General features: G+C 34.4%; 20 protein-coding genes and 3 pseudogenes. 20 read left to right on the plus strand and 3 right to left on the minus strand.

From position 1 onward, the window contains the following. Positions 1–181: 181 nt before the first annotated feature. From NLJ82_RS28965 to NLJ82_RS27205, 3 genes and pseudogenes are all read left to right on the plus strand, one after another. Positions 182–448 (plus strand): annotated as a pseudogene (locus NLJ82_RS28965) (PAS domain-containing protein); the annotation flags it as partial. Beyond that, a complete protein-coding gene (locus NLJ82_RS28970) occupies positions 428–922 on the plus strand; it encodes a methyl-accepting chemotaxis protein (RefSeq protein ID WP_370530099.1) in 495 nt (164 codons plus the stop codon). The pseudogene NLJ82_RS28965 and the gene NLJ82_RS28970, both read left to right, overlap by 21 nt. 202 nt (positions 923–1,124) lie before the next feature. After that, complete coding sequence (locus tag NLJ82_RS27205; protein ID WP_001167047.1) at positions 1,125–1,340, plus strand: alpha/beta-type small acid-soluble spore protein; 216 nt, start codon at positions 1,125–1,127, stop codon at positions 1,338–1,340. A 69-nt stretch (positions 1,341–1,409) separates the two neighbouring features. Here NLJ82_RS27205 and NLJ82_RS27210 read toward each other — a convergent pair whose 3' ends face one another. After that, positions 1,410–1,829 (minus strand): hypothetical protein, encoded by a 420-nt coding sequence (locus NLJ82_RS27210; RefSeq protein ID WP_000755782.1) that lies wholly within the window; start codon positions 1,827–1,829, stop codon positions 1,410–1,412. Positions 1,830–2,778: 949 nt separating this feature from the next. Here NLJ82_RS27210 and NLJ82_RS27215 point away from each other — a divergent pair. The 12 genes and pseudogenes from NLJ82_RS27215 to NLJ82_RS27270 form a co-directional block, all read left to right on the plus strand. Next, positions 2,779–4,029: pseudogene (locus tag NLJ82_RS27215) on the plus strand (lytic polysaccharide monooxygenase); the annotation flags it as partial. A gap of 631 nt (positions 4,030–4,660) precedes the next feature. Next, on the plus strand, positions 4,661–5,074 hold the full coding sequence (locus tag NLJ82_RS27220) for a DUF6018 family natural product bioysynthesis protein (RefSeq protein ID WP_046648621.1): 414 nt from the start codon (positions 4,661–4,663) through the stop codon (positions 5,072–5,074). Continuing rightward, positions 5,058–5,231: a hypothetical protein gene (locus NLJ82_RS27225; RefSeq protein WP_154304934.1), complete on the plus strand. Its 174-nt coding sequence runs from the start codon at positions 5,058–5,060 to the stop codon at positions 5,229–5,231. Before NLJ82_RS27220 ends, NLJ82_RS27225 begins: the two co-directional genes overlap by 17 nt. A 103-nt stretch (positions 5,232–5,334) precedes the next feature. Next, positions 5,335–6,426 carry a DUF6094 domain-containing protein gene (locus tag NLJ82_RS27230; protein WP_046648623.1) on the plus strand — a complete coding sequence of 364 codons (1,092 nt, stop codon included), beginning with the start codon at positions 5,335–5,337 and terminating at the stop codon, positions 6,424–6,426. Between the two features lie 15 nt (positions 6,427–6,441). Further along, positions 6,442–6,633 (plus strand): hypothetical protein, encoded by a 192-nt coding sequence (locus tag NLJ82_RS27235; RefSeq protein WP_046648625.1) that lies wholly within the window; start codon positions 6,442–6,444, stop codon positions 6,631–6,633. Between the two features lie 59 nt (positions 6,634–6,692). Then, complete coding sequence (locus tag NLJ82_RS27240) at positions 6,693–9,278, plus strand: DEAD/DEAH box helicase family protein (RefSeq protein WP_046648627.1); 2,586 nt, start codon at positions 6,693–6,695, stop codon at positions 9,276–9,278. A 571-nt stretch (positions 9,279–9,849) separates the two neighbouring features. Continuing rightward, a complete protein-coding gene (gene ltrA / locus NLJ82_RS27245; RefSeq protein ID WP_046648629.1) occupies positions 9,850–11,661 on the plus strand; it encodes a group II intron reverse transcriptase/maturase in 1,812 nt (603 codons plus the stop codon). A gap of 851 nt (positions 11,662–12,512) precedes the next feature. Further along, on the plus strand, positions 12,513–14,411 hold the full coding sequence (gene ltrA, locus NLJ82_RS27250) for a group II intron reverse transcriptase/maturase (RefSeq protein WP_172656215.1): 1,899 nt from the start codon (positions 12,513–12,515) through the stop codon (positions 14,409–14,411). A 158-nt stretch (positions 14,412–14,569) separates the two neighbouring features. Further along, positions 14,570–15,286: pseudogene (locus NLJ82_RS27255) on the plus strand (hypothetical protein); the annotation flags it as partial. Positions 15,287–15,302: 16 nt separating this feature from the next. Then, a complete protein-coding gene (locus NLJ82_RS27260) occupies positions 15,303–16,016 on the plus strand; it encodes a transposase (protein WP_254754771.1) in 714 nt (237 codons plus the stop codon). Positions 16,017–16,346: 330 nt separating this feature from the next. After that, positions 16,347–16,976 (plus strand): hypothetical protein, encoded by a 630-nt coding sequence (locus NLJ82_RS27265; RefSeq protein ID WP_000586356.1) that lies wholly within the window; start codon positions 16,347–16,349, stop codon positions 16,974–16,976. Then, positions 16,976–17,611 carry a hypothetical protein gene (locus NLJ82_RS27270; protein ID WP_000806908.1) on the plus strand — a complete coding sequence of 212 codons (636 nt, stop codon included), beginning with the start codon at positions 16,976–16,978 and terminating at the stop codon, positions 17,609–17,611. Before NLJ82_RS27265 ends, NLJ82_RS27270 begins: the two co-directional genes overlap by 1 nt. Before the next feature lie 50 nt (positions 17,612–17,661). On the opposite strand, the gene NLJ82_RS27275 is transcribed toward NLJ82_RS27270, so the two are convergent. Further along, positions 17,662–18,276, minus strand: a complete 615-nt coding sequence (locus NLJ82_RS27275; protein WP_000377936.1) for a hypothetical protein — start codon at positions 18,274–18,276, stop codon at positions 17,662–17,664. After that, positions 18,260–18,844, minus strand: a complete 585-nt coding sequence (locus NLJ82_RS27280) for a hypothetical protein (RefSeq protein ID WP_000916405.1) — start codon at positions 18,842–18,844, stop codon at positions 18,260–18,262. The genes NLJ82_RS27275 and NLJ82_RS27280 overlap by 17 nt, the downstream gene beginning before the upstream one ends. Before the next feature lie 125 nt (positions 18,845–18,969). Between NLJ82_RS27280 and NLJ82_RS27285 the strand changes: the two genes are divergently transcribed. The 5 genes from NLJ82_RS27285 to NLJ82_RS27305 all read left to right on the plus strand — a co-directional run bounded on the left by NLJ82_RS27285 (position 18,970) and on the right by NLJ82_RS27305 (position 25,548). Further along, a complete protein-coding gene (locus NLJ82_RS27285) occupies positions 18,970–19,353 on the plus strand; it encodes a hypothetical protein (RefSeq protein ID WP_000828164.1) in 384 nt (127 codons plus the stop codon). Positions 19,354–19,369: 16 nt separating this feature from the next. Beyond that, the gene (locus tag NLJ82_RS27290; RefSeq protein WP_000865997.1) at positions 19,370–20,008 is read left to right on the plus strand and encodes a nuclease-related domain-containing protein; all 639 of its coding nucleotides are present in this window, start codon (positions 19,370–19,372) and stop codon (positions 20,006–20,008) included. A gap of 610 nt (positions 20,009–20,618) precedes the next feature. Next, entirely contained in the window at positions 20,619–21,473 is an 855-nt protein-coding gene (locus tag NLJ82_RS27295; RefSeq protein ID WP_000230030.1) for a DNA processing protein DprA, read from the plus strand. Next, on the plus strand, positions 21,466–22,650 hold the full coding sequence (locus tag NLJ82_RS27300) for a phosphoribosyltransferase (RefSeq protein WP_000162900.1): 1,185 nt from the start codon (positions 21,466–21,468) through the stop codon (positions 22,648–22,650). The genes NLJ82_RS27295 and NLJ82_RS27300 overlap by 8 nt, the downstream gene beginning before the upstream one ends. A gap of 234 nt (positions 22,651–22,884) precedes the next feature. Then, on the plus strand, positions 22,885–25,548 hold the full coding sequence (locus NLJ82_RS27305) for a type IA DNA topoisomerase (RefSeq protein WP_000520746.1): 2,664 nt from the start codon (positions 22,885–22,887) through the stop codon (positions 25,546–25,548). Positions 25,549–25,605: the final 57 nt, after the last annotated feature.

The raw sequence follows: 25,605 nt of genomic DNA on the forward strand, positions 1-25,605 counted from the left end.
TCATAAAAGGACCTATGTCTTGTTAATACAAGTAGGTCCTTTTATTGTATTAATTATATTTATTAAATGTTATAATATGTGTAAACGATAAATGGAGGTTATTATGAATCTTTCATCAAGTGTAAGCAATCAGGTACTAGATCAAACAATGATTTTGGTTGGACTGGAATCCAATTTAGCAATGATAGAATTTAATTTAGATACAGAGGTAATTTGGGTAAATGATCATTTTGCACAAGCTTTAGGTTATACAATCAGTGAAATGAAGAACATGGTACATAAACAATTTTGTCCCCATAGTTTTATAAATAGTAGAGAATATAATCAGTTATGGGAGAATTTAAAAAAGGGAATTAAGTTTCAAAAGAAAATTCAAAGAGTTGGTAAAAAAGGCGATTTAACTTGGTTTGAGGCTACCTATATTCCAATTAAAAATGAACAAGGGGTAGTAGATGCTGTACTAAAAATTGCAACGGATATTACAAATCGTGAAAATCAAACAAGAGAAGTTGTTTCACATTTAAAGAATTTATCTATAGATTTAGGAAGTAAAGTCGACATTAATTCTAAGGAAAATATGAAAGCTCTACAATCTTTAAAAGAACAGATTAACTTAGTAAGTGAAATTGCTCAAATGATTAAGGAAATTTCTTCCCAAACTAATATTTTATCTTTAAATGCAGCAATTGAAGCGGCAAGAGTAGGAGAACATGGACGTGGATTTGCAGTAGTAGCAGAAGAGGTAAGAAGATTGGCAAGTAATGTTGATGGTGCAATAAAAAAAATAAATTTAAATGTAGAGAGTATCACAAATGGTGTAACCATTGTTAGGAATGTGACTGAAAAATTACAAAGAGAAGTGATTAATAATCAAATTGAAATTAGTAATACTATGGAAAAGTTCGAAAATATTGTGGGGTGAATATAAGCATAAAGAACTATCTTTTGAAGTTAAGCTATAAATTATACATAAAAAAGAAAGGCATGTCTTACATGCCTTTCAAGTGATTACTATTTTCTAAAGAGGGATGAAAGCTTAGGTATATAATGGCTAAATAATTTTTTTGCATATTTTGTTGGTAATAGAGCATGATATTACCAAATTCAACGGAGGTGTTTAAAAAATGCAAATTCGCGAAAATAATAATTCAAACGAAATTTTAATAGCAGCTGCAGCAAGTGCAATTGAACAAATGAAATATGAAATTGCTCAGGAGTTTGGTGTTACACTTGGACCGGATTCAACAGCAAGAGCAAATGGTTCAGTAGGTGGAGAAATTACAAAACGTTTAGTTCGTATGGCGCAAGAGCAGTTATCTGGTCAATATAAAATTCACTAAAGTTAAAGGTATATCCCATTCAAGGGATATACCTTTTTAATTTGCTTTTAAAGAGGGCTGTTCAATTTTTTATTGTTGGTTTAGTTTAGATACTGCAAATTTAGCTGTGAAATTCATTTTCTTCATGTAAGAAGAATTTACTCCTGCTTGAAATTGAACGGAAATATTACCATCTTTTTGTGCTTTGAAGACGCGACCGTATGGTGAATTAGCATTGTATGTGCCAATTACTTGATTATCTGCATCAAAGACTGTATAAGAAATTGGGAACCCTGAATTTTGTACAAAGACTGTAAGCTCTTCCCCTTTATTAAGATTAAATGATTCTTTTTGAGAAACTTCATAGGAACTCATAGAGTAATATTTTGTAACTTCTTGAATATCTAAATTTGTAGTTGCCGCACTCGCTTTAGGTGCCTCTGCTCCTGGTAAGTTCATACCTGATAGTACTGCAATTCCTAATGCCCCTGCTAAAATAACTTTTTTCATAATGCTAGTTCCTCCTTTAATATACTGTGAGATTTGAAACCGGAGTGAAAATATCACTCCTTGAAACCATTATAGTTACAACGAGAATGATTTTCAATGAGATTTGATATGTAATTCTGCATACATAAGGTGTCGATATAGGGTAATCTATCCGAAGTTTAAAGTATTCTTAAAGAAGGAGAGGACAATTTTTCAAAACTATGAATGAGATGGTGGCTGGTTTTTATATACGTTGGTTCTATAAGTAAATATTTTGTTGTTTTCTATCGTGCATTGTATATAATGTAAATAAACACTCAAATGTTGATAAAGTTGTATAATATGGAATTATTAAACAAAATTAAATGATTATATGCTATAATAAAGCTGCAATAAGGTTCAACATCCTAATCTTATTGTGTATATTTAACCTATGTATGTCGTTTGTATAAAAAATAAGAAGTCTCTCAAAAAGAGGCTTCTTATTTTTTTGATAGAGGGGGAATACGGATGATGGATTATTATCAAATTTTTTTATTTACGATGGCATGTATTGCCTTGTTTTTTTATATACTACATGCTGGGAAACCAACAAAAAGAAATAAATGGAAATTTATTGGTGTAATATTTTTATTTTTCCTTTTAAATTATTTATTTCTTAAATTCCTATAGGTAAATGTAAGAGGAAATATGTTTGTTGCTCTAAAATTACAGTAAGAAGAACTTTTAAGACAAAAGAGAGCTACAGGAAAAAGTCCAATAACTGTCATAATTTTTGTGCGAGTTTAATAAATTGATATGCGATAATTTAACTATAGGGTTATTTGAATGTGATAAAGGTAAATGAATAATTGAGTATGAAATTATAAGGTTTTGTATTCAATTGTTAATTTTAGTTATACGTGTTTAGCCTTCACTTACATTCATGCTCTTAATATAGTAAGAAATTCAATAGGAGGGGACTAGTAGTATGAATAAAAAAATTTTAGGGCAGTTTAGAAAAATGGCTACAAATAAAAAAGGATTAAGTGCTGCTGCAGTAGCAGTGGGAATTATGAGTACAACTCTTATTCCTCAAAATGCCTATGCACATGGGTTTGTTGAAAAGCCAGGTAGCCGTGCAGCTTTATGCAGTCAAAATTATGGGGCGCTAAATTCAAATTGTGGAAATATAATGTATGAACCACAAAGTTTAGAAGCTCCTAAAGGATTCCCACAGGGTGGACCAGCAGACGGGAAAATTGCTTCAGCAGGAGGCCTGTTTGGTGGGATTCTTGATCAACAAACAGCTGATCGATGGTTTAAGAATACGATTAAAGGCGGAGAAAACACCTTTACTTGGAAATACACAGCTCCTCATTCAACAAGTCAATGGCACTATTACATCACGAAAAAGGGATGGAATCCAAATAAACCTTTAACAAGAGCAGATTTTGAGCCAATTGGTACTGTAAAACACGATGGTTCTAAAGCATCTAATAATTTATCACATAAAATCAATGTACCAACTGATCGCAGTGGGTACCATGTTATTTTAGCTGTTTGGGATGTAGCTGATACTGTAAACGCTTTCTATAATGTAATCGATGTGAATCTAATAAATGATGAAAAACCAGATACAGAAGCACCAGCTCAGCCATCTGGACTACAAGTAGTAAAAACTACCTCAAATAGTGTAGAACTTAATTGGAAACCCGCAACAGACAATGTAGGAGTGAAAGAATATCAAGTGCTACGTAATGGAGAACTAATTAATACTGTAGTCGGTACAAGTGTAATTGATAAAAAATTAAACCCAAACACAGAATATACGTATACAGTAAGAGCAGTAGATGCTGCAGGAAATATATCTGAGAAAAGTGAAGCATTAGTTATTAAAACAACAGAGGAAAAACCAGATACAGAAGCACCAACTCAACCTAAAGGATTACACAGTATGGGAACTACTACGAGTAGTATTGATTTAATGTGGAGTCCATCGGAGGATAATGTAGATGTGAGCCATTATATTGTATACAGAGAAGTTGGAGGGGCCATGAAAGAAATAGGTACTGCTAATACAACTTCATTTATGGACAAAGATTTGCAAGCGAATACAGTATATAAGTATGTAGTATCTGCTGTCGATACATCTGGTAATGAATCAATGAAAAGTGATGCCATCACAGTTACAACAAAAGGACAAGAAAACTCTTATGAACAATGGAATGCGCGTAAAGCGATAGGTGCGTGGATTGAAATGTGACGGATATAGAGACAGGTGAAAAAACAAAAAGTCGCACCTTATATAGGTGTGTGTGGATTGAAATCTTAAAGAATACTATGAAATTGAAAGAAGTACTGTCGCACCTTATATAGGTGCGTGAATTGAGATCGCTAGTGCTAAACGTCTAAAGGAATTGTATGGGAGTCACACCTTTAGTAGGTGTTTGGATTGAAATTGATAAGACACTTGATAGTATTTTATTAAGCCTTAACGCATTACCCATATACTATTTGACTAACGTCCTTCATAATCTTGAGGGAAAAGGATTCTTTTGGTAATGCGTTAACTTTAATTAAAACCTTCTTGAAATGTATAACAATATTATATAATATATAGGTATATTGTTAGTTTATTTGATTCCGTTTATTCCCACACCTTATGTGTTGTGGTTGAGTTGTAGAAGCAAGTTGCGTCTTGTTTCAATTGTGAAAGGGCTTCTTTGAGCCGATTAGTGTATATATAGCTTATTTTGCTATACACATTTTTAATCGACTTGAAGAAGCCCTTTTTGTGTTGTTTTCAGGTTTGCAGGCGGGGTTATTTTTGATTTATAAAATAACAAATTAAAAAGTAGAGGAGATAAAAAATGAAAAACGATTGTAGACACTTAAGACTAATACCAACAGTAGAGGAACATAAAAAACGAATGGAAAAAAACCGGAAGTCATATGCTGCATCAGCAATGTTAATCGAATCCAGATCGAGAATTAATCAATTGCGAGGTTGTTTAGAGGCAGAAATCATATTACCTGATGGTAAAATGCAATATTTTAAACCAAACGCCATTCATGAAAAGGAAGCCATTCAAGAAATTGCATTATTTATTGAAGGCGTACAGGAAGCAAAAGGAGGCTATGTTATCTTATGGCGCTTTGTCGGGCAACAAAGTTTTTTCCAGGGTACAAAGGTCGTAGCTGAACCGAAGTTTCGTAAAATTATGCGTAAGCTGAAAGATTATTTTTTTGACTACGAGGAAGTTGTTTATGAGACTGAAAAATAAGGAAGATAGAGGGATAGATATGAAAAAAGATAACATTTGGACAGTATTAGATGATCCAAAAGAGCAGGAAACAAGAGGGCCATCTCAAGAACCGGATGATATATTCGCTGGTGTGGATGAACTACCGGAGATTACAGATGAAGAACTACCATTCTAATTATGTCGAGGTAGTGTATAGAGGGTAAAAGGAAGAACTAAGTAATGTATATACTTGGATCTTCCTTTTTTTATTATAAAAAAAGAACTTGGAGGAAAATATAATGAGAATCGGAAATGATTTAGCGGCTGGATTTTATCCAACACCACTAACAGAAGGGAAACATTTAGTACAATTATTACAAATGGAATCACAGCGAGCTTATGCTTGCTTTGACCCGTGTTGTGGAGAAGGTACAATTTTACGAAGTTTTGCAGATGAGGTGAAACAAGTTGGTATACAACTTGATACATATGGTGTGGAATTAGATGCAACTCGATATTACAAAGCAAAAGAGCAATTAGATGTAGTGGTACGCTCGAGCTTTGAAAGCATGATGATTAGTCATGACTATTTTCCACTAATCTTTTTAAATCCACCTTATAATACGGAGCTTCGTATAGATAATGAAAAATCAGAGGAAATGGAGTTCAACTTCCTAAAACGTGCTCACCATTATTTAGCAGAAGGTGGGATTATGGTATATGTAATTCTATATGACAGATTTGCTAGAGACGATATCAGTTATTTCTTGGCTAAGAATTATGAGGAAATAGGCTTAATGCGTTTTGGTGATGAAAATAAGGAGTTCGATGCATTTAAACAGTGTGTCTTCATCGGTCGTAAGCGTGAAGCTATGAAAAATGATACATACTTTAACGATCGGTTCGCTAATTTTTGTGAAAATATGTCAGACCTTATTTTCGTCAAAAAAAATGTGAATACATTAGCAGAAATGGTGAATCGTAAAAGTTGGATTATACCTGAATTGCATCATCAGAAAAAAATCATTTTTACATCAAGAGTGGATTATAAAAGTGCTTATGAAGGAGTAGGGAAATCGGAAGGTATCTCGTCGCTCAAAAAGCGTTTAAATAGAGGGAATGGTTACTCACTACAAGGCGAGAAAACAGCTGCAGAGAGAGCAAAGATGCCAATTGCTTCTGGACAATTAGGACTATTGCTGATAACAGGTGTGGCAGATGGTTTGCTTGGTGAAGGTGATACACTCCATGCAGTTCGTGGATCTGAAAATGTGTATTATGAACATTCATTTGAGCAATTAGAAAAAACAACAAAAGAAGTTGTTTTACAAAAACGTCGCGCTAAATTTATCATTGCAACGCCAAAAGGTGAAGTCAAAGAACTTGTCTAGGAAAGGAAGAAGGCTATGTATGTACTATTAGGAATAGGAGCATTATTTATCGTATGGGAATTTAGTAATCGTATGTTTCGTATTGCTATTGTACTTACAGTCATTTGTTTATGTGCTTCTCAATTAGGTGCAGGTGATATGTTACATGCGGCTGAACAGTCATTACCAGAGTGGAAACAGTTTATAGATTTTCAGCCAATAAATTGAATGAGTAGGACATGAAACGTATCGAATAAGATGCGTTTTTTATTTTAGGAGGGAAACTTATGTTACAAGAAATGATTCAACAAGATACATTTGATCAGGGACAAACACCAGCGATGTTGCAATTGGAGACGGGAACTGCTTCCCATTCAGCCTTCTGCTTTGCTATGGCAATAAATCATCATCGTGAAATACAATTTGCAGTACTAGGGGCGAATGATAGTACATTAAAGTCATTTAGGGCTGCCATATCGATGGGAACTAGCCGTTTGTATTTTGGAGAAGGAAAAAGGGAAGAATCACATTACACATTAGATAAAAAAGTGAATGTGATCTCAAAAGGACAATTTGAATTTATTAATACGCAAACTATCAATAAAAAGAAAGCAATTATTGCGTTTTCTAAACAATTAGAGACGAAATACATTGTTGCAATTGACGAAGCACCAGAAATGCAAGTGAGAGACTTCTTAATGGCTCCTCCGTACGGCTTGCCAATTTTAGAAGAATGGGCGAAGCCAATTTATGAGGAGATGCTAACAAGAAATCTATTACAGCCATTAAAGGTATATTTTGATAAGAATGAATTTTCTTCTCTATCTATTGCACAAGTCGTACTAAAAGAAAAGGATTGTAAAGAGTTTTTATCAGAAATGATTCGCTCTGGAAAATGTCAATTTCCACAAGAGGGTACAGGTGAAAAAATTAATAAAATACAAGATTTAAATGAATATCTATTGGAATATTCACCTGTCATGCTTGATAAGGTAACAAAATTAGATGAGCCATTGCATCAACCAATGAAAGATCAGGCATTATCTCATTTTGATACATACAAAAGACCATTATTCCCTGTACAGGCACATGTAGCAACAGGTGCAGCAAAAGCATTACAAGTACAAAAAGGAATCATTATACAGGGGGAAATGTCGTCCGGCAAAAGTGCAATTATGACAGCGACAGTAGATGGATATTTCCATTTAACCGGGAAAAAAGGGTATCGTACCTGCGTATTTGTTCCACCTACTCTTACTGAGAAGTGGGCAAAAGAAGAAATACGACACTTAATACCAGAAGCAGAAGTACATCTGATTAAACGTACAGAGGATTTAATTGGCATTCATCAATCATGGATTCAATCTGGAAGACCAAAACCAGAAAAACCAACCTACTTTGTCATTAGTTTTACTACGATGCGAGGGGATTCTATTAAACACATGCCATTACGCTATAAGAAAATTGCACTTTCCAAGAAATCGGAGGAAGAGGTGCAAAGATATTATAAGAATGGATACTACTGTCCAGATTGTGGTGCTAGGTTACGTAAAAAAGTGTCTTCTATTATGGTTCAACAAGCTAATGGCGAACAAAAGGAAGTCTGTCAGTATAAAGAATTTACAGGAAGTGACTTAGATTCTAAAACCAATAAAAATAGTGTATGTGCCGATTGTAATTCAAATATTTGGAGCCCGAAGGTAAAAACAAAATATGCAAGTTTTAAAGAGTGGACAAAATATGAGAATAAATTAGTACAGGCAATTAAAGAGGGAAATAAAACTTTACAAAAACAACTAGAGTTAGAAAATCGCAACAAACCTTATAGTGCAAAACACTCAGGAAGAGCATATAGAAAAGTAGCTACAGTTGAGTATATTCGTAGGAAAATGAAGCATTTCTTCGATGCTCTTATCGCTGACGAAATACATGAACTGAAAAGCGAAACTGCACAAGGAACTGCTCTAGGGAGTTTAGTTAAAGTTTGTAAGAAATTCGTAGGTGGAACAGGAACTCTATTTGGAGGGAAGGCAAGCGATGTATTTTATACGTTATGGCGTTTATATCCTTCCAAGATGGTTAAAAGTGGGTTTGAATATAGCTCTTTAATGGATTGGAATGAAACCTACGGAAATATTGAGAGAACGTACTACCATGATGGTGAAGTTGTATCTAATGTAGCTTCACGTGGTGCGCAAGGAATGCTGGATAAGACAAAAGTTGTTCCTGGTATTTCACCTTATGTGTTTACTCAATTTTTAATGGATACAACAATAAATATACGCTTAAAAGATGTATGGCCAAATCCAGTCGAATTAATCAATGTACCTACGATTCTTGTTGATATGTCAGATGAGCAAAAACAAGCATATGAGCATATGAAAGAGTCGTTTGAAAAAGCAATTGAAGCAGCGAAAGGTACACCTGATGTCGGCAAATTATGGCTTTCTTACATCCGTACAGGCAATGCATACCCAGATAACATGAATCATTATCCTGACTATTACTTAGATGGTAATGAAAAAGATGTTGTTTGGTCCAATGGAGAATTTAGATTCGATGAGGATTGTATACAGCCTAAAGAAAAGAAGTTGCAAGAGATATTGTGTACTGAAATTTCTGAGAGCCGACCTACTATCATTTATGTATCAGATACAGGATCTACAGTGAAGGAACGAGACATTCAGCCTCGTTTACAGAAAGTTGCAGAGCAAGTACCTGGTGCGAAAGTAGCAATTTTACGTACCAATACAGTTACTCCGCCAAAACGTAGCGAATGGTTAAAAGAACAAGTAAATAGTGGTGTGAATGTTATCATCTGTTCACAAGAATTGGTAAAGGTAGGATTGGACTGTGCGACAAGAAGTTGCTAACAGATAGTGCTTCATAAGAAGTCATCTTAGTCGTTAGAGATGTTCCCGCCCAAAACTGCTTTTCGAGTAATCGAATTGTTGGGTTGCATGAGGGTTAAATGCTTAATGGAGGACTTTACACAGAAGCTCAACAGAGCTAGGGAAAGATTGAGAAGGTATAAGCGAAGCTGAACCTTTGTAGACTCCGTCACCGACAGCAGACGTACTGTGGTAGAAAAAGTCTGTAGAAGCGGATAGGAAAAGTTCTACGGTCGAGGGACTGTGCGACGACCCATAGATCCGCCGGAGGAAAGAAGGATGCCTAACCCAATCGTATCTATCGTTAGTGAAACTTGGTAAGCCCTATGTATTCCTCTCATTCGAGGTAGGAGAATCGTAAGAGACTTACAACATACAGAGGGTAAAGGATTGTGGAAAAAGCGAATGCCAACAGAACGAAAGTTCAGACGAAAGCTCATTTGTATAAGTCGTTGGATAGGGCAATACCCGAACTGAAAGGTTGCTGACTTCCACATGGTCTTCAACACGAAAGAAAGCGAAAAGAATAATCCTATAGAGAGGGAGATATGTTATGAAAACTAACGAGAGTGTTAAGTCGGCTGTTTCCCCACTAGTGGAGAATTGGCACTCAATTAATTGGGTGAAAATTCAACGCTATGTTAGGAAACTTCAACAACGAATCTATCGTGCCGAACAGTTAAACCAAACAAGGAAAGTAAGAAAACTTCAAAGATTACTTTTAAGAAGCAAGGCTAATCTACTTCTAAGTATTAGACGAGTCACTCAAGAGAATAAAGGTAAAAAGACAGCAGGTATAGACAGTTATATCTCTAACACGCCTCAAGAAAGAGTTGATTTATTCAACAAATTAAGCAGATATAGTGTTAGAAATATCAAGGTTAAACCAGCTAGAAGAACCTATATTCCTAAGAAGAACGGTAAACTTCGTCCACTAGGTATTCCAGTTATAGTTGACAGAGTATATCAAAATGTATTCAAAAACGCATTAGAGCCACAATGGGAAGCAAAATTTGAAATGACCTCTTATGGATTCAGACCTAAACGCAGTACGCATGATGCAATGAGTGATTTATTCACTAAATTAAGCAAAGGTAGTGCTAAGGGATGGATTTTTGAGGGGGATTTTGAAGGTTGCTTTGACAATTTGAATCATGATTACATTATGGGTTGTATTAATAACTTCCCTAATAAATCAATAATTCGAGACTGGCTCGAAAGTGGATATGTAGACAATGATGTATTCAATGAGACAACAAAAGGAACGCCACAAGGTGGAATTATCTCACCATTGTTAGCAAACGTGGCACTACATGGAATGGAGAAAGAAATCGGTGTTAGATACATCCATACAACACGACAAGGAGATACATTGTACTCAAATTCAGTCGGTGTTGTTAGATACGCTGATGACTTTGTAATTGTCTGTCCTACAGAAGAAGAAGCATATGGCATGTACGATAAGTTAGAACCATACCTGAACAAACGTGGATTAAATCTTGCGAAAGACAAAACAAGAGTAGTACACATTAGTAAAGGGTTTGACTTCTTAGGATTTAATTTCAGACAATATCCAACAAAAGACGGAATGCGCTTGTTCATTAAGCCTTCCAAAGATAGTGTCAAACGAGCTAAACAAAAGATTAAAGAAATATTCGAATGGGGTAAAGGTAGAGAAACGTCGGTCCTAATTGATAGATTAAATCGTGTCGTTAGAGGAATAACGAACTATTGGTCTCCTACGGTTGCCAAGAAGATCTTCAGAGATATAGATAGTTATATTCTGAAAAGAACGCTAATTTACTTGAAACATAGACATCATCGTAAATCAATTAAATGGATTAGAAAGATATATTTCAAACCCGACCATACTGGTGTGAGCAAGGACAAATGGATTCTTACGTGTCCACATGATAATACAAAACAACTCATGAAAATGAGTTGGGTAAAAATCGAAAGACATATTAAAATCAAACAATATAACAGTCCATTTGACGCTTCACTAAAAGAGTATTTCGAGCGACGAGATAAAAAAGAGTTCGATAAGGAGAACACTTTAGCGAAACAAAAACTTGCTAAAAAGTCTAAATACAAATGTAGGGTCTGCCATGAATCGCTTGTTGGAGACGAACCATTAGAAGCAAATCATATAATACCGAAAATTATAGGTGGTCGTGACACTTATGAGAACCTTGAGTTACTTCATAAGTCTTGTCATAAAACACATCATGCATTATTAGAGAGATATGGTAACGGTAAGCAATTACCAAAAGTTCAGTCTTACCTTAAAAGAAATAATGTGGATGTAAACAGTAAACAAGCGGTCAAATATATGATGGATGCATTTAAGAAGTTTGCATACTAATTGTCTTCGGATGAAAGAGGGCTTGAGCCGGATGTGCTGAAAGGTACAAGTCCGGTTCTTAGGGGGGAAAGAGATGGTAACATCTTTGACCTACCCGACTGCTGGCAACGCCAACATTGATTTTCGTGCGAAACGTTCATCATTGAAAAGATGATGCACTATCAATCAGAAGTTTCTATGTGAATAGCAACACAGAAAGATAGGAGAACTTTTATTCCGAGAAGTGGAATGACGGAGTAACGCCCCGAAACGCTTCCCCTAAAGCTACGACGTGCATTGAAAGATGTGTTTATTTCTTTGTACGAGGCTCGTTAAGGTCGGCAGAAGTTTGCCGTAAATTCATTTTTATAAATGAAATGCGAAAAGGCGCTGGAGGCAGTGTCCGTAGATGATATGCCGGGGGTCATAAAAAACTAGATATGGCGAGAATGTGTGGAAACACTGACGAACTTGCGAATGTACGGCTCCTGAAGTGACCATATAGAAACTGTATGGCACGCAACAAAAGCGTGGTATCTGTGGTTTAGTACGATTGAAGATTAGGAAAAACCATATGTAGTTATAGGCTACATCAAGGATACGGGGTTAAAGCAAGCGCCTAAGTCTAGGTCTGATAGGAATAAAGGAACGTTGGAAGCTATGGATGTGGAGGGAACACACCCGTTGAAGCAGTACAAGGGAATTCATAACCTTGTTTAATCATAGTGAAAGTAGTGGCACGACCGTTGAAGTCCTTGTAATGAGGATGGAGGAACAGCCACAAGTCGTACCTAATAGAATTGAAACCTCACACTTCATGGATTCTCGTAAGACTTAAAAGGTCACAGATCCAGAAAGGAGTGTGATAAACCATGAGATTCAATTTGGAGAACAAAGCAAGAAAAAATGCTAATCTTCGCCACGCAGAGTATTACGATATGCAAAGCGAATTTGATGCACTATACCAAGATAGCAAGGATGGTAAGAGCTTCAAGAATTTAATGAAACTCATAACATCTGACAATAACATCATACTCGCCTATCGGAATATCAAAAGAAACACTGGTAGCCCGACACCTGGAACTGATGGAATCACTATCAAGGATATAGAGAAAATCGAGACTAATGAGTTTCTTATAATGGTTAAAAAACGGTTTAATTTCTACAAACCAAGAAAGGTAAGAAGAGTAGATATTCCTAAAAGTAACGGTAAAACAAGACCTCTTGGCATACCGTCAATATGGGATAGAATCGCTCAACAGTGTATCTTGCAGGTAATGGAGCCAATTTGTGAAGCTAAATTCAATAGACACAGCTACGGTTTCCGACCATTCCGTTCAACCGAACAAGCCTTTGCCGATGTTTCACATCGAGTCAATAGTAGCAACATGCAATATGTCGTTGATATTGATATAGAAGGATTTTTCGATAACGTGAGCCATACAAAGCTAATGCGTCAAATATGGTCACTAGGAATACAAGATAAACAACTATTGGTCATAATCAGACGGATGTTAAAAGCACCAATCGTCATGCCCGATGGTAAGATCACTTACCCAACAAAAGGTACTCCGCAAGGTGGGGTTCTTTCACCCCTACTAGCAAACATCAATCTAAATGAATTTGATTGGTGGATTGCCAACCAATGGGAGGAAAGAAATCTAAAAGAAATTACACCGCAATATCGCAAAGATGGTAGAAGAAATCGTAAAAATGAAAATGTGAAGCTAAGGAAATCGACCAACCTTAAAGAAATTTACCTTGTAAGATATGCAGACGACTTTAAGATTTTCTGTCAAACCAGAAAGGAAGCGGTCAAAACATATCATGCAGCTAAATTATGGTTGGAAGAAAGGTTGAAACTAACCATTTCCAGTGAGAAATCAAGAATAACTAACCTCAAAAGAGAACCCAGTGAATTCTTAGGTTTCACATTCCGAATGGCGCAAAAGGGAAAAAGAGCATCAGGCGAAACAAAATTCGTCATACGCTCCAATGTCTCACCAAAAGCCATAAAACGAATTCATAACCAATTACGCGACCAAATTAAGAAAATTCAAAAGGCAAATAGAGGATACAAAGCCCTAGCAGAAATGAACAAATACAACAGCATGGTAAACGGTATTCACAACTACTACCGTTTAGCTTCTCATGTATCAAGAGATTTCGGCACACTAGGGGGTCACATCCTAATAACCTTATATAACAGGTTAAATGGACTTAGTAAGATAGGGAAATATGAAGGGAAGCATAAAGGCATTCTCGCATATATGGAATCATCCGGTGTGAGATACTACCGCAAATATCCCATCTTGCCCATTTCTTATGTTCAACACAAAAGTCCAATGAATGCCAAAGTTTCGATCAACAAGTATACAAAAGAAGGTAGATTAGGAATTCACAAAAATCAGTCAATCATTCCTGAATGGAAATTGAAGTGGCTGCGAGAAAATCCTGTAGTAAACAATAGGGTATCCATTGAATTTGCAGATAATAGAATATCCAAATTCATAGCTCAGGGTGGAAAATGCGCTATTACTGGAATCGAATTAGACCTTGAAACCATGCAATGTCATCACGTCAACCCTTACCATAAAACGAAGGATGACTCGTATAAAAACCTTGTAATTGTAAGTTACGAAGTCCACGCACTAATTCATGCAACCAACCTTGAAGTTATTAAGAAATATCTAAAGGCTCTGAAATTAAATGACGAGCAACTGGACAAGCTTAATAAATTGAGGAAAAAAGCAGGAAATGACAAAATTTAAAACCTAATCACCTAAGATGTTAGGAAAAGCAAACTATCCAAATTAAATTGTTGTGAGGGAAACAGATATTTTATTAGATACGAGGGAGCGCCGTATGTGTTGAAAGGCGCAAGTACGGTGTGGATCGGGGGAAAAGGTGGAGATTACCTCAAAGCCTTACCTATCGATATTATCAATTATCATTTAGCTTATTTACGTTAAATCAGGCTGCAAGAAGACATTGGCGTATTGGTCAAACAAAGCAGTGCAGAACTTTCTATCTTGGTTACCGAGAAACGTTCCAAGAACAACTGGCGCAATTAATTGCCCAAAAGAACAAAGCTGCTGAAGCAATGAACGGTGATGCAACAAGCGACGGACTGAATGCAATGCTTGGTGATACTGGTGATCTACAGACTCTATTAATTCAAAACATTAAGAGAGGGAATCAATTAAAAGGTTCAACAGAGGAATGGACAAAAGCAGCATCTGATGAATCTAAACGCGTCCTTGAAAACTTTGGCAATGTAATAAAGACTGTATTTGAACCAATTGAAATTCAATTTATGAATTGGGTGGAAAAATTGCCAAAAACAATGAACGTAGCATTTATGAAAGAGGCTAAATTTGTACAAAAAGCTGTTGAATGTATTAAAAAAGAGCAAGTACCTGGTGTTCGAATGAAGCAGAATGTACTTGAAATAGATGGAGAAATAGAAGATGTGATTCGAACTTTAACAACACTGAATACAGATAAGCGTATGCTTGTACAAAAACAAGACATTACACTGTGGGATGAATTGATTGTGGAAGTAGATACTTCTCAAAAGAAAGGGAAAGGGAAACAAAAAAATAAAGTAATTGAAGGACAATTTGAGTTTGATTTATTTGGTTAAATGAGAGGGGAAAATCATGTTTAAGATGCTTCTTATCGCATTAATTTGCTATATATGTTTTGTAGTTTACAAAACAAAAAGAAATATGTTGATAGAAGAGAAAAGTAAAGAAAAAGGACCAGAACCGGTGGAACGACCTGTTTATTGGTGTCCAAGAGAAAATAGGCCTATTGGCAGGGAACAAGAACGTGTTACTGTTCCAACGAGAGAAATTACCTTAGAAAAGGATGTAGCAAATATATATGATTTAGTTGCTGCATCGATTCAAATGAATGTAGGTGAAGAAGAAAAAACGTTAGAACAGAACAAGGACGTTGCAAAGGAAGTGGAGTATGTTGAAGATTTTCACCATACTCCTGCTTCTGAAGCAGTATATAATATCCCTTTTCCTAGCGATGAGGATATACCAGAGGAATTACTAGAATATGAGGAGACATTTCTGGAACTAGAACAGTTGCCGATCCCACAAGAAACAGAGCATATCGTCACTTTTCAACAAGGAATTTCAGGGGTAGATGATATGGATTTTGTAAAATGGATCGCAAAAGTAATAGGGCGAGAACAAGGACTGACACGTGTACTTAATATGTCTAATAACAAGCGTTATTGGATTCATACAGAGGGAGAAATCTTACCAGAAAATCGACCGTTGTATTTAGAATTACAAATTGATTCACCGTATTCTTATACATTAGTTGAATGGAGCGATAGACAACTAGGGAATATATAAATTAATTTCCTAGTTGTATTTTTATAGATAGATAGTATGAATGCAGCATTTTTCCACTCATTTGTACAAGGATAAAACATTTTTTTATTTTTGTACAAATGAGTGGGACAGAATGATTCACCATATAAGAATATTCGACTATAATGAGACATTGTACGTCATTGTAATATTAAAATGTTTAAGATTAAGTGATTATAATCTTAAAACAGGAGAACTGAGAACTCTCCGCAATATAACAATGCTTAAAATAGATTAAATCCAAACATGAGGATTATATGAAGTAAAAATATTTATGATTTAAAAAATAACAATTTTGAAAGGTGAATGTAAATGATTATTAATTCCCTAAGTAACAATGTAGTAGAAAAATTAGAACAAACGGTGCGCTATGAAAAGAAACAAGTTCAGGTATTACGTGTAAGTAAAAGTAGCTCAAATGTACATGCTTACATGATTTTTCCGGAATTCTCAGAGGTTAAAATTTCAAATACCGAACTGGATGAATATATAGAAAACTTGTCAACAAGCGTGAAGTATGTCATTGATCGTAAGTTGAGTCAACAAGAAATCGAAAAGCAAAATCATTCTTTTATTATGACGTGTGAAGTTGAAGAAGATGGTGTGATAGATGATGAAACTCTTCATTTTAATACGACTTATGTTAAACCACCAACAATTGCAAATAAAGTATTTAAATTAGTATGTGGATTAGGAAATCGTCTAGATAGCCTAAAAGAGTTACATATCACAGTACTAAATAATAATATTAATCGAATTGAAATTGAATTTTACAATGAAAATGAAACATACATTGCAGTAGAGAAGGAAGAAATTGCGAATGCTATTATGGGAGCATATACGAAAGCAAATATCTATTATGCAGCAGATCTTTATTATGTTGCGGAAGGAAATCAAATCAAATTAAAAAGCGTTAAACCGAAATTAGCGGGTGATGTGTGATGAAACAAGAAAAAGGGATGATTGGAGTCCTATGTACGCTTATTTTAATGATTTTACTACTTATACCCTTACAAGCGGCTCAAGCTTCTGTAAAACCAAGTTTTAATGAAGGAAAAGGGAGCGAACTTTCGTCGTCCTTTCAAAAGGGATTAAACAATCGAGCAAAAGCAACAGAGAAAGATGATTCATTTGGCTCATCAATCATACAAAAGATTGAAGGTATGTATGCACCGGCTTTTAAAGTAGGAGTAAATATCTTTTCTATTTCATTCGTATTAGGCGTTATTGTCATGGTTATGGCATTAATTACAAAGAATGGTCAATGGATGAAGTGGGCGACTGGGAGTATGATTTTCTCATTTATTAGCATGATGTCCATGAGACTAAGTGTGTACTTCTTATTTAGTTCCGATGTATTTTCGTTTATGAACATCTTTACGGATTTTTTAGACCTGTTTAAAGCAACAGCACTTATTTTCACACCATTTATGTTAATTGCAGGTATTCGTTTAAGAAAGATTCATGAAAGTACGAAACAGCCTGAGTATTATCGTTGGTCTAACCGTGTCATAACAGGATCTTGTTTGCTGTGTATGTTAGCCGTACTCGCTCCATGGCTATTTGCTAATATGTAAAGAACCATATATAAAGATAGAAAAGGTACTGAATCTAAATTCAGTACCTTTTATCTACCCATTAGGTTACTTCTTTCATATTCCGCAAATGTTTCCTTAGTTATAGGAGATAATATGCCACTTAGATACACTGCTCTATATAAAAAATATTGTTCATCTTTAGTTTGAATGGTAAGAGTTCCGTGTTCCTCATTATAGGGAATAATTCGATCAATTTTTAGTTGTTTTTTGTCGCAAATGATTTCTTGTATTGTATAGAGATTATGTATTGTCAATCTTTCGATATACAGACAACTACGCTCTAACAGATAGAAAGTGAGTGCCATTTGTAGAATGAACACAACTTGTAGTAGAGCTGGTATGCCTGCAAAACTGACAAGGAAAATGGAAACTAAAATAATATTTAACTCGGAAAACCATTTCTCGTATTGTTTCATAGAAAGAATACTTGTCTTTGTTTGAAAGACTAGGAACCTCGTTATAAGGAACAGAATTGTAAATATCCCTTCATAACTAAGCAAAATATGCCACTCCGAATTAGAAAGTTCTATGGCTAAATATATGATGCTGGTTGAAATAAGAATTGGTACGAGGTGTACCAGGGTAAATACTATTGTATGTTCTAACATTCTTTTCTTATAGATGTGATTAGTCATTGAATCCAAGTTTCCTAACTCCTTCTGCAATTTTCATGATGACACCGCCAATAAGTAGATGGTATTCGCCTATGCCCTTTTCGTTCACATACCAGCACATATAGTGTCTGATGCCTTCTTTTGCTCCGTGATCATGTAAAGGGAAAGGAGAAGCATATTTTTCTGGGCAGTTATTATTAAAAGGAACTTGTTCTGCAAGAGTAAAGCGTTTTTTTGAGTCATTTACAATCCAACAACCAAAATCTATTGTTCCATACCACATTGCATCTTTATGAATCGGATCAATAGAAGGTTGTGCTGGATAATTTTCAGTTAAGATTTGCGCTTTTTCTTCACGAAGTCGTTGATGTATATGTGAATTCAATGGATCTTCCGTTCCAATTTCATAGGTTTCTTCAAAGTTCCCACATTCATAAGGGATATGGGGATTATTTGAATCAGCTGCTAATTGTAGACTACAAGAATCTGATTTTGAAAGATAATATACGCAGTCTTTGCAGGTGAAAAAGTTTGAAAAAGCTGAATCTGTTTTTGGTTCCGGTTCTGTTACGGTATTATCTACTACAAGTTTTAACATATCTATCACAATCCTTTATAGGCTATTTCAAAATTTAATATAGACGTATCATATCATGCTTATTTTTAAATGTAAATATTTTCCATTTAAAAACACCCTAATTTATTTTGAAAGGAATGTTTGTTTTGAAAAGAAATCGGGAATATATTGCTTTGCGGAATTCTATTTTAATAGGTTGGTTGCTTACAATCATTGTTATAAGTCTATCTATCTATTTTTCATCTATCGTTTATTTATTAATTGGATGTTTCATTTTATCGCTTAAATACGGATTAACGGGCACTGTAAAGAATGTGGAAAAGCGTTTGCCTACCTGGGCAAATTTTGGAGTTATTGAAAAGCCAGTAAATCGAAGAGTGACAAGACCGTTTCCGTTTAGGGGCGGGCTCCTTCTTTCATTAGCCTTAGGATTTGTAGAGATGGTGATAAAAGGCTTATGTATCTCATATTTTATTTTAGGATTAGAAACATATATCTATCGTCTAATGCGCAGAAACGTAAGAGTATGAAAAGGAGGATTTTATAATGAAAGTATTGATATTCGAGTTAATTCTCATTGCAATTCTAATTCCATTAAATTTTGTTGTGAAAAAACATGTGCCAAAATGGAAAGGGAAAGTCGGAGAAAAATTAGTGAAGCGTACATTGAGCAAATTGGATTCAGAAAAGTATTGCGTGTTACATGATGTTACGATTCATACTGAGTATGGTGATACAACGCAAATTGACCATATTGTTATCGCGGAAACCGGTGTATTTGTTATAGAGACGAAAAACTACGAAGGATGGATCTATGGAAATGAGAAAGCTGCAAGGTGGACACAGGGTATTTTTAGAAAGAAATCTTCTTTTCAAAATCCATTTCGACAAAATTATAAACATATAAAAGCTATTGAATGGGTAATGGAACAACAGCTGCCGTCCATCTCTATTGCAGCGTTCCATCCAAAATGCAGTCTAAAAAGAGTAAATGTTCAATCTAAAGATAAACATGTCCTGTATTATAACGATCTACAAAAATGTATTGAATCATATACTGAAGCGCAACTAACAAATGATGAGGTCCAGCACATCTACCAAACAATATTACGAGCGAACATTATGGATAAGGATGTTGAAAAGAAACATGTGAAGTATTTACATAATAAGTTCGCTAAACAATAAGAAATGGGGAAAGAGAGACATGTTATATGTAATAGGTTTTTTAGTAATCTCCATAGTAGCTATTCGTCTTAACATGAAGTATTACAAACTAAAAGGCGACCCTAAATATTTTATGATGAAGAAAAATAAGTGAATTTCCTAATAAAAAAGGTTCTAGGGGACTAGGACCTTTTTGTGAATAGTATTAAAATTTAAATATATAATTATTTATATATTTAAATTTTAATGAAATTCGTTACTTGACTAAAGAATAGTCGGATAATTAATAGCAAAATCAATTAGAATAAAGATACAGTCTGCACTGATTAAAGTTTTACTTTGTAATGACAATTACATGGCAAGCTGTTTTAGCGTTTTTGTATATCTTATAATTAATAGGGTATTGAGATTATCGTGTGAATCCTTGCTATAAGTATGTGTTAAAATAAACTTAAAAAGTATAATTTATGAGATAGTTTTTCAAGAGTTGAGATATTTAAGCTGAAGTTATCGGTACTCCGAATGAAGTGCAAGGGGAAAGAGTTTCATTTATATAATGATTTATTTATATAAATATCTTACGTTACCTGTTTTAAATATATATAGTTGATTATAAAGAAGGAGTTACACAATGGTAGAAAATATAAGAAGTGAATTGTTTTTCTTAAAGCAGTTCGGCTTTAATAATACCCTTTTACAAGATATTTTTCTTTTAGGAATAGATCCTATAAACATTATTTTTAATAGGGGATACAAAATATATGCTGAATTGGAAAAAAAATTTACTGATAAAGACAGAAAGTTGGCAGAAAATTACTATAAATACAGGGATTTTAAAATCGACTTATTTAAAGAAGATGATTTCTTAAGGGACAGTAAAAGTAAAATGTATTTTAAGTATGATGTGAATGAGATGACAGAGCTAATACCAGAAAAAATAATGCCACTTTTTATGTATTCAAAAGGAGATATTTCACTTTTAGAAGTTAACCAGAAAAGAGTGGCAATCGTAGGTACTCGGCATCCTTCCCCAAAAGCTATTGCAATTACTAAGAAGTTAACCAGAAAATTTGTTGAGGATAATTATGTTATTGTTAGTGGATTAGCAAAAGGTATTGATACAATTTCTCACGAGACAGCAATTGTCCATAAAGGCAAAACAATTGCCGTATTACCTACAAATTTCAACAAAATTTACCCTAAGGAAAACCAAGAATTAGCAAAAAAAATATTAGATGGAGGTTTGTTGGTAACATCCATTGGTCCAAAAGAAAATACTTATAAATCTAGTTTTTTAGATAGAAATCAATATTTAGCAAATATAAGCGATATAGTAGTAGTTACAGAAACGAATTTAAAAAGTGGGACTATGAATACAATTAGAAACGCAAGTGAGGCTAGTAAAAAGATTCTATTTGTTGATCAAGAAGATGAATTAATTAATAATAAAATCAGGGGTTTTGGAGGCGAAATGCTAAATGACTAAAAAAAACAAAATGATTTTTATATCGAAATTAGTATTTTTTACTGAAGATAATGAATTGATTGAGGAAAATTTGAAATTTGCCGACTTGTTTTATGAGAAAGATATATATTTAAGAATTGTTGCTAGAAAATCAACAATTAACATATTACAAAATAAAATACCTAAAGAGTATAAAGATAAAATAAAACTACTTGATCGAAGCTCAGAAACGAAAGATAAAATCAAGGTTTTAAAAAAGAAAGGTGCACTTTTTGGTATGATAGGTATTGTCCAAGAAGATGCTATTTTTGCTTTTAACTGCAAAATACCATTATTTAACCCTGAGAGACTGAATAGTGGTAGAGTTGTCATTTCTGATAAAGTAAAACAATATGGTTTGCCAATCATTGAATTTCAAGATGTTGTTGATTGCTTAAAAGCTTTTGAAATTCATAAAGCAAATTACTTTCATATGTGTTTTGAGGATAACTTCAGTGTTATAAGTTTAAATAATGCAAATACCCATCATCGACCTGAAAAAGAAGCTAGAGTTAAACAAATTTTTGAAACAAATTTAAAAGGTGATAAATCCATAAGAGATCAAAGAATTTTACTTCTTCTATTATTCCATTTAATAAACGAAGTGACAACAAACCCTTATTTTGATAAGATTGACTATTGGGGGACTTTCCCTTCTTCTAAACCTGATAATACAGTTACATCTGTTTCTTTCTTAAAGGAAGCGCTTAGGGTTCTTATTGACGGTAAACCAAGAAGAGGACCAGAAATATTGATTAGACAAATGCCTATGAGATCAAAACATAATAGCAGTAGTACTTTGCGCTTGATTAATAAAAGCGATAAAGATTTCGATACTTTAATCGTAAATCCAGCTTTAGTTGATAAAATTAAGGGTAAGGTGATATGTATTATTGATGATTATATTACTAACGGATACTCGGCTGAATCAGCAAAACATTTGCTTTTCGCCGCTGGTGCTAAAGAAGTTATTTTTCTTTCATTCGGAAAATTCGGGAGAAAATACCACTCGACGAATTATCAGATTAAAGGTGATGTATCGAAAAAATATTCTTATCAGTTTGTTGATGAAATCCCTTATGGAGATACATTTAAAGGGGTAAAATATTATAACTTAGATAATGATTTGGAAATTTTGGATTTTGCTGATTTAGTTTAATGCTACATATATATAAGCATAATTTCTCGATAAAATCGAAAAAGCTTTTATATAGCATTTACATTTGACCATAGATGTTGAGAAATCCTATTCAGTCTCAATTCTATTTGTATATAAATATAGTAAATGTTATTATGTAAATAATCCAATACTAAAAAATCATATTGCAAAAGGACACACCTACGCATAACCATAGCGTAGGTGTGTCCTTTTTTTGTTTAAGGAGGAAAAGTTATGGGGAAAACGTTATTTATTGCAGAAAAATCAAAAGTGGCCAATGAAATTATGAAATCGCCACGATTCCGTCACTCACAAAAGTACATTGGTAGCAAGCCTTATTATGGTTATTATGAAAATGATCATTATATTGTCAGTTGGTGCCGTGGACATTTGCTGGAACTAAAAAATCCGGAAGAGATGGATCCAGAGTATAAAATGTTTAAGTTAGAACATTTACCTTTAATTTATCAGCCAGCTTATAAAGTGATACAAGAAAATGCTGAACAATTACAAATCCTTGTTAAACTACTGCAACGTCCTGATGTTGACCATGCGGTGAACGTATGTGACGCGGACCGAGAGGGAGAGTTAATCTATAGGGAAGTGTACGAATATGCAGGTGTGAATAAAAAGCAATCTCGCGTATTTAAATCCTCTTTTGAAGCTGCAGAACTTGAAGCAGCTCTCAATCGATTAGAAAGCGCATCTAAATACGATGGACTGGCGTATTCTGCTAAAGCAAGGCAGTATCTGGATTATCTATTAGGGATGAATATAACCAGGGGATGTACCACAAAATTAGCGCAAAATAAATTCTTATTGTCATCTGGCCGTGTACAAATGTGTTTATTAAATGAGATACGCCAACGCGAATTAGCAATTGAAAACTATAGAGAGCAATCTTATTATCATCTGCAGCTAATAACAGATTTAGGACTTACACCGGTTATGAAAACAGAAGATCAAGTGTTAAACCCATCGCCATTAAGAAGTTTGGGAGAAAATTTGAAAGGGCAATATCTTGTAGTAGAAGAATTTAAAGAGGGAACCAGGAAGAAAAATCCTAAATTGCTATATAACTTAACAGATCTGTATAAAGATGCCCATGCGCAATTGCAAATTAATGCTGAAACTGCAAAAAAACATATTCAGAACTTGTATGAAGAAGGGTTTATTACATATCCTCGTTCATCTTCTAGGCATTTGCCTACAGAGCAAGTAGAGCGTGTAAAAGGTGTTATGCAGGCACTAGCTAAGAGTCAGTATTCTTTACTGGTACAATCCGTAGATATTGAAGCAATTGATGTGAAACATAAAACATTCAACGATGAGCTTGTATCAAGTCATTTTGCTATTATACCTACGACTAAACAATATCAAGAGGAAGGTCGTCCAGAGATTGAAAAACAACTATATAGCCTCGTAGTAAAACGTTTTGTGGGTAATTTCATGCGTCCTGCAGTATACCTGGTAAGAGAAGTATTACTTATTGACGCGATGGGAAATATCTATCAAACAAAAGAAAGTGTACTTCGAGAAAAAGGATTTCTAGAAGTGTTTCAAGAGGAAGTAGAGGAAGAAAGTGTGGAAGTATTTAAAATTCCTATTATGCAGAAAGGACAGGAACTTCAAATCTGCGATTTTGAATTACTAGAATCCAAAACAAAGAAACCTGCTCTACACACAGAAAGCTCCATTCTGACCTTTATGGAAACAGCAGGACGTAAAATAGACGATGAACATTTAAAGGAATTAATGAAGGGGAAAAGAATTGGAACCGTTGCAACCGAAGCAACCTTTATTCCAGCTTTACATGAGAAGAACTATATAGCCATTGAAAAAGGGAAAATTACTACGACTCCAATTGGACGTGCCTTTATTGAACAATTTCCTGTTCAACAAATTAAAGATCCACTATACACAGCTGAAATGGAAGGAATGATACACCGTATTGAAAAGAATGAAATGAGTTATGAAGACTTCATTGCCCAAACAAATACATTTGTACAAAAAATAGCACAAGAGATTATAAGAATACCTGACACGGTTTCGCACAATCTAATAGAGACCTGGAAGCAACAAATAGAAGTATGCCAATGTCCTTGTGGAAATGGAATAATTTTAGATAGAGGGAAATTTTTCGGGTGTAGCAATCATCCAAACTGTAACATTGGATTACCCAAAAGAATAAAAGAAAAAACGATTCCTGCAGCACAAATTAAAAAACTGTTTGAAGAAAATAAAACGGACATTATAAAAGGATTTAAATCTAATGGCAAAGAATTTTCTGCTTATTTAGCATTCGTTAACGGTGAAGTCAGCTTTAATTTGCCTTCAGTTGAAGAATTATCGCTAGGTCAGTGTCCAAAGTGTCAAAAAGGACAAATCCTAAACCGTAAAACGTTTTTTGGGTGCTCAGAATATCAAAACGGATGCGATTTTATGTTGCCGGCTAAAATTAAAGGAAAGAAATTATCCGATAGCCAGATTAAAAAACTAGTGAATAACAATGTAACAGACTTCATTAGTGGTTTTAGTGGAGAAAAAGGAGAATTCACAGCTGCGATTCGATTAAACCCGGACCTTAGTATTTGTTTTGAATTTCCAACTGCAGAGGATCGTACAGTAGGTAAATGCCCATTATGCCAGAGTAGAGTCATAATAGGGAAAACAAACTATCTATGCGAACAGTACAAGAAGGGCTGTGATTTCATTGTTTCAGGAATGATACTTGAAAAAAGAATTACAGCTAGTCAAATCAAGAAATTATTAGAAAAGAATATGACGGATACAATAAAAGGATTCATATCGAAAAAAACAGGAAAATCATTCGATGCGAAATTAACATATGACTCTACACAGAAGAGAGTCACGTTTATATATGAGAAGAAGAAATAATATCGCAAAATCTTAAATTTCATATATAAAATTAATAAGAAATATGATATGATGAAA

It is taken from the genome of Bacillus paranthracis (assembly GCF_024296885.1).
GTDB lineage: Bacteria > Bacillota > Bacilli > Bacillales > Bacillaceae_G > Bacillus_A > Bacillus_A paranthracis.

Bases quoted from the DNA above. Each gene is read 5' to 3' on its own strand.
- NLJ82_RS27290 (WP_000865997.1), top strand. From the start codon at position 19,370: ATGAAAGTATTGATATTCGAGTTAATTCTCATTGCAATTCTAATTCCA.
- NLJ82_RS27235 (WP_046648625.1), top strand. From the start codon at position 6,442: ATGTATGTACTATTAGGAATAGGAGCATTATTTATCGTATGGGAATTT.
- NLJ82_RS27300 (WP_000162900.1), top strand. From the start codon at position 21,466: ATGACTAAAAAAAACAAAATGATTTTTATATCGAAATTAGTATTTTTT.
- ltrA (WP_172656215.1), top strand. From the start codon at position 12,513: ATGAGATTCAATTTGGAGAACAAAGCAAGAAAAAATGCTAATCTTCGC.
- NLJ82_RS27265 (WP_000586356.1), top strand. From the start codon at position 16,347: ATGATTATTAATTCCCTAAGTAACAATGTAGTAGAAAAATTAGAACAA.
- NLJ82_RS27225 (WP_154304934.1), top strand. From the start codon at position 5,058: ATGAGACTGAAAAATAAGGAAGATAGAGGGATAGATATGAAAAAAGAT.
- NLJ82_RS27210 (WP_000755782.1), bottom strand. From the start codon at position 1,829: ATGAAAAAAGTTATTTTAGCAGGGGCATTAGGAATTGCAGTACTATCA.
- NLJ82_RS27260 (WP_254754771.1), top strand. From the start codon at position 15,303: ATGTTTAAGATGCTTCTTATCGCATTAATTTGCTATATATGTTTTGTA.
- NLJ82_RS27270 (WP_000806908.1), top strand. From the start codon at position 16,976: ATGAAACAAGAAAAAGGGATGATTGGAGTCCTATGTACGCTTATTTTA.
- NLJ82_RS27280 (WP_000916405.1), bottom strand. From the start codon at position 18,844: ATGTTAAAACTTGTAGTAGATAATACCGTAACAGAACCGGAACCAAAA.
- NLJ82_RS27230 (WP_046648623.1), top strand. From the start codon at position 5,335: ATGAGAATCGGAAATGATTTAGCGGCTGGATTTTATCCAACACCACTA.
- NLJ82_RS27205 (WP_001167047.1), top strand. From the start codon at position 1,125: ATGCAAATTCGCGAAAATAATAATTCAAACGAAATTTTAATAGCAGCT.
- NLJ82_RS27220 (WP_046648621.1), top strand. From the start codon at position 4,661: ATGAAAAACGATTGTAGACACTTAAGACTAATACCAACAGTAGAGGAA.
- NLJ82_RS27305 (WP_000520746.1), top strand. From the start codon at position 22,885: ATGGGGAAAACGTTATTTATTGCAGAAAAATCAAAAGTGGCCAATGAA.
- ltrA (WP_046648629.1), top strand. From the start codon at position 9,850: ATGAAAACTAACGAGAGTGTTAAGTCGGCTGTTTCCCCACTAGTGGAG.
- NLJ82_RS27240 (WP_046648627.1), top strand. From the start codon at position 6,693: ATGTTACAAGAAATGATTCAACAAGATACATTTGATCAGGGACAAACA.
- NLJ82_RS27295 (WP_000230030.1), top strand. From the start codon at position 20,619: ATGGTAGAAAATATAAGAAGTGAATTGTTTTTCTTAAAGCAGTTCGGC.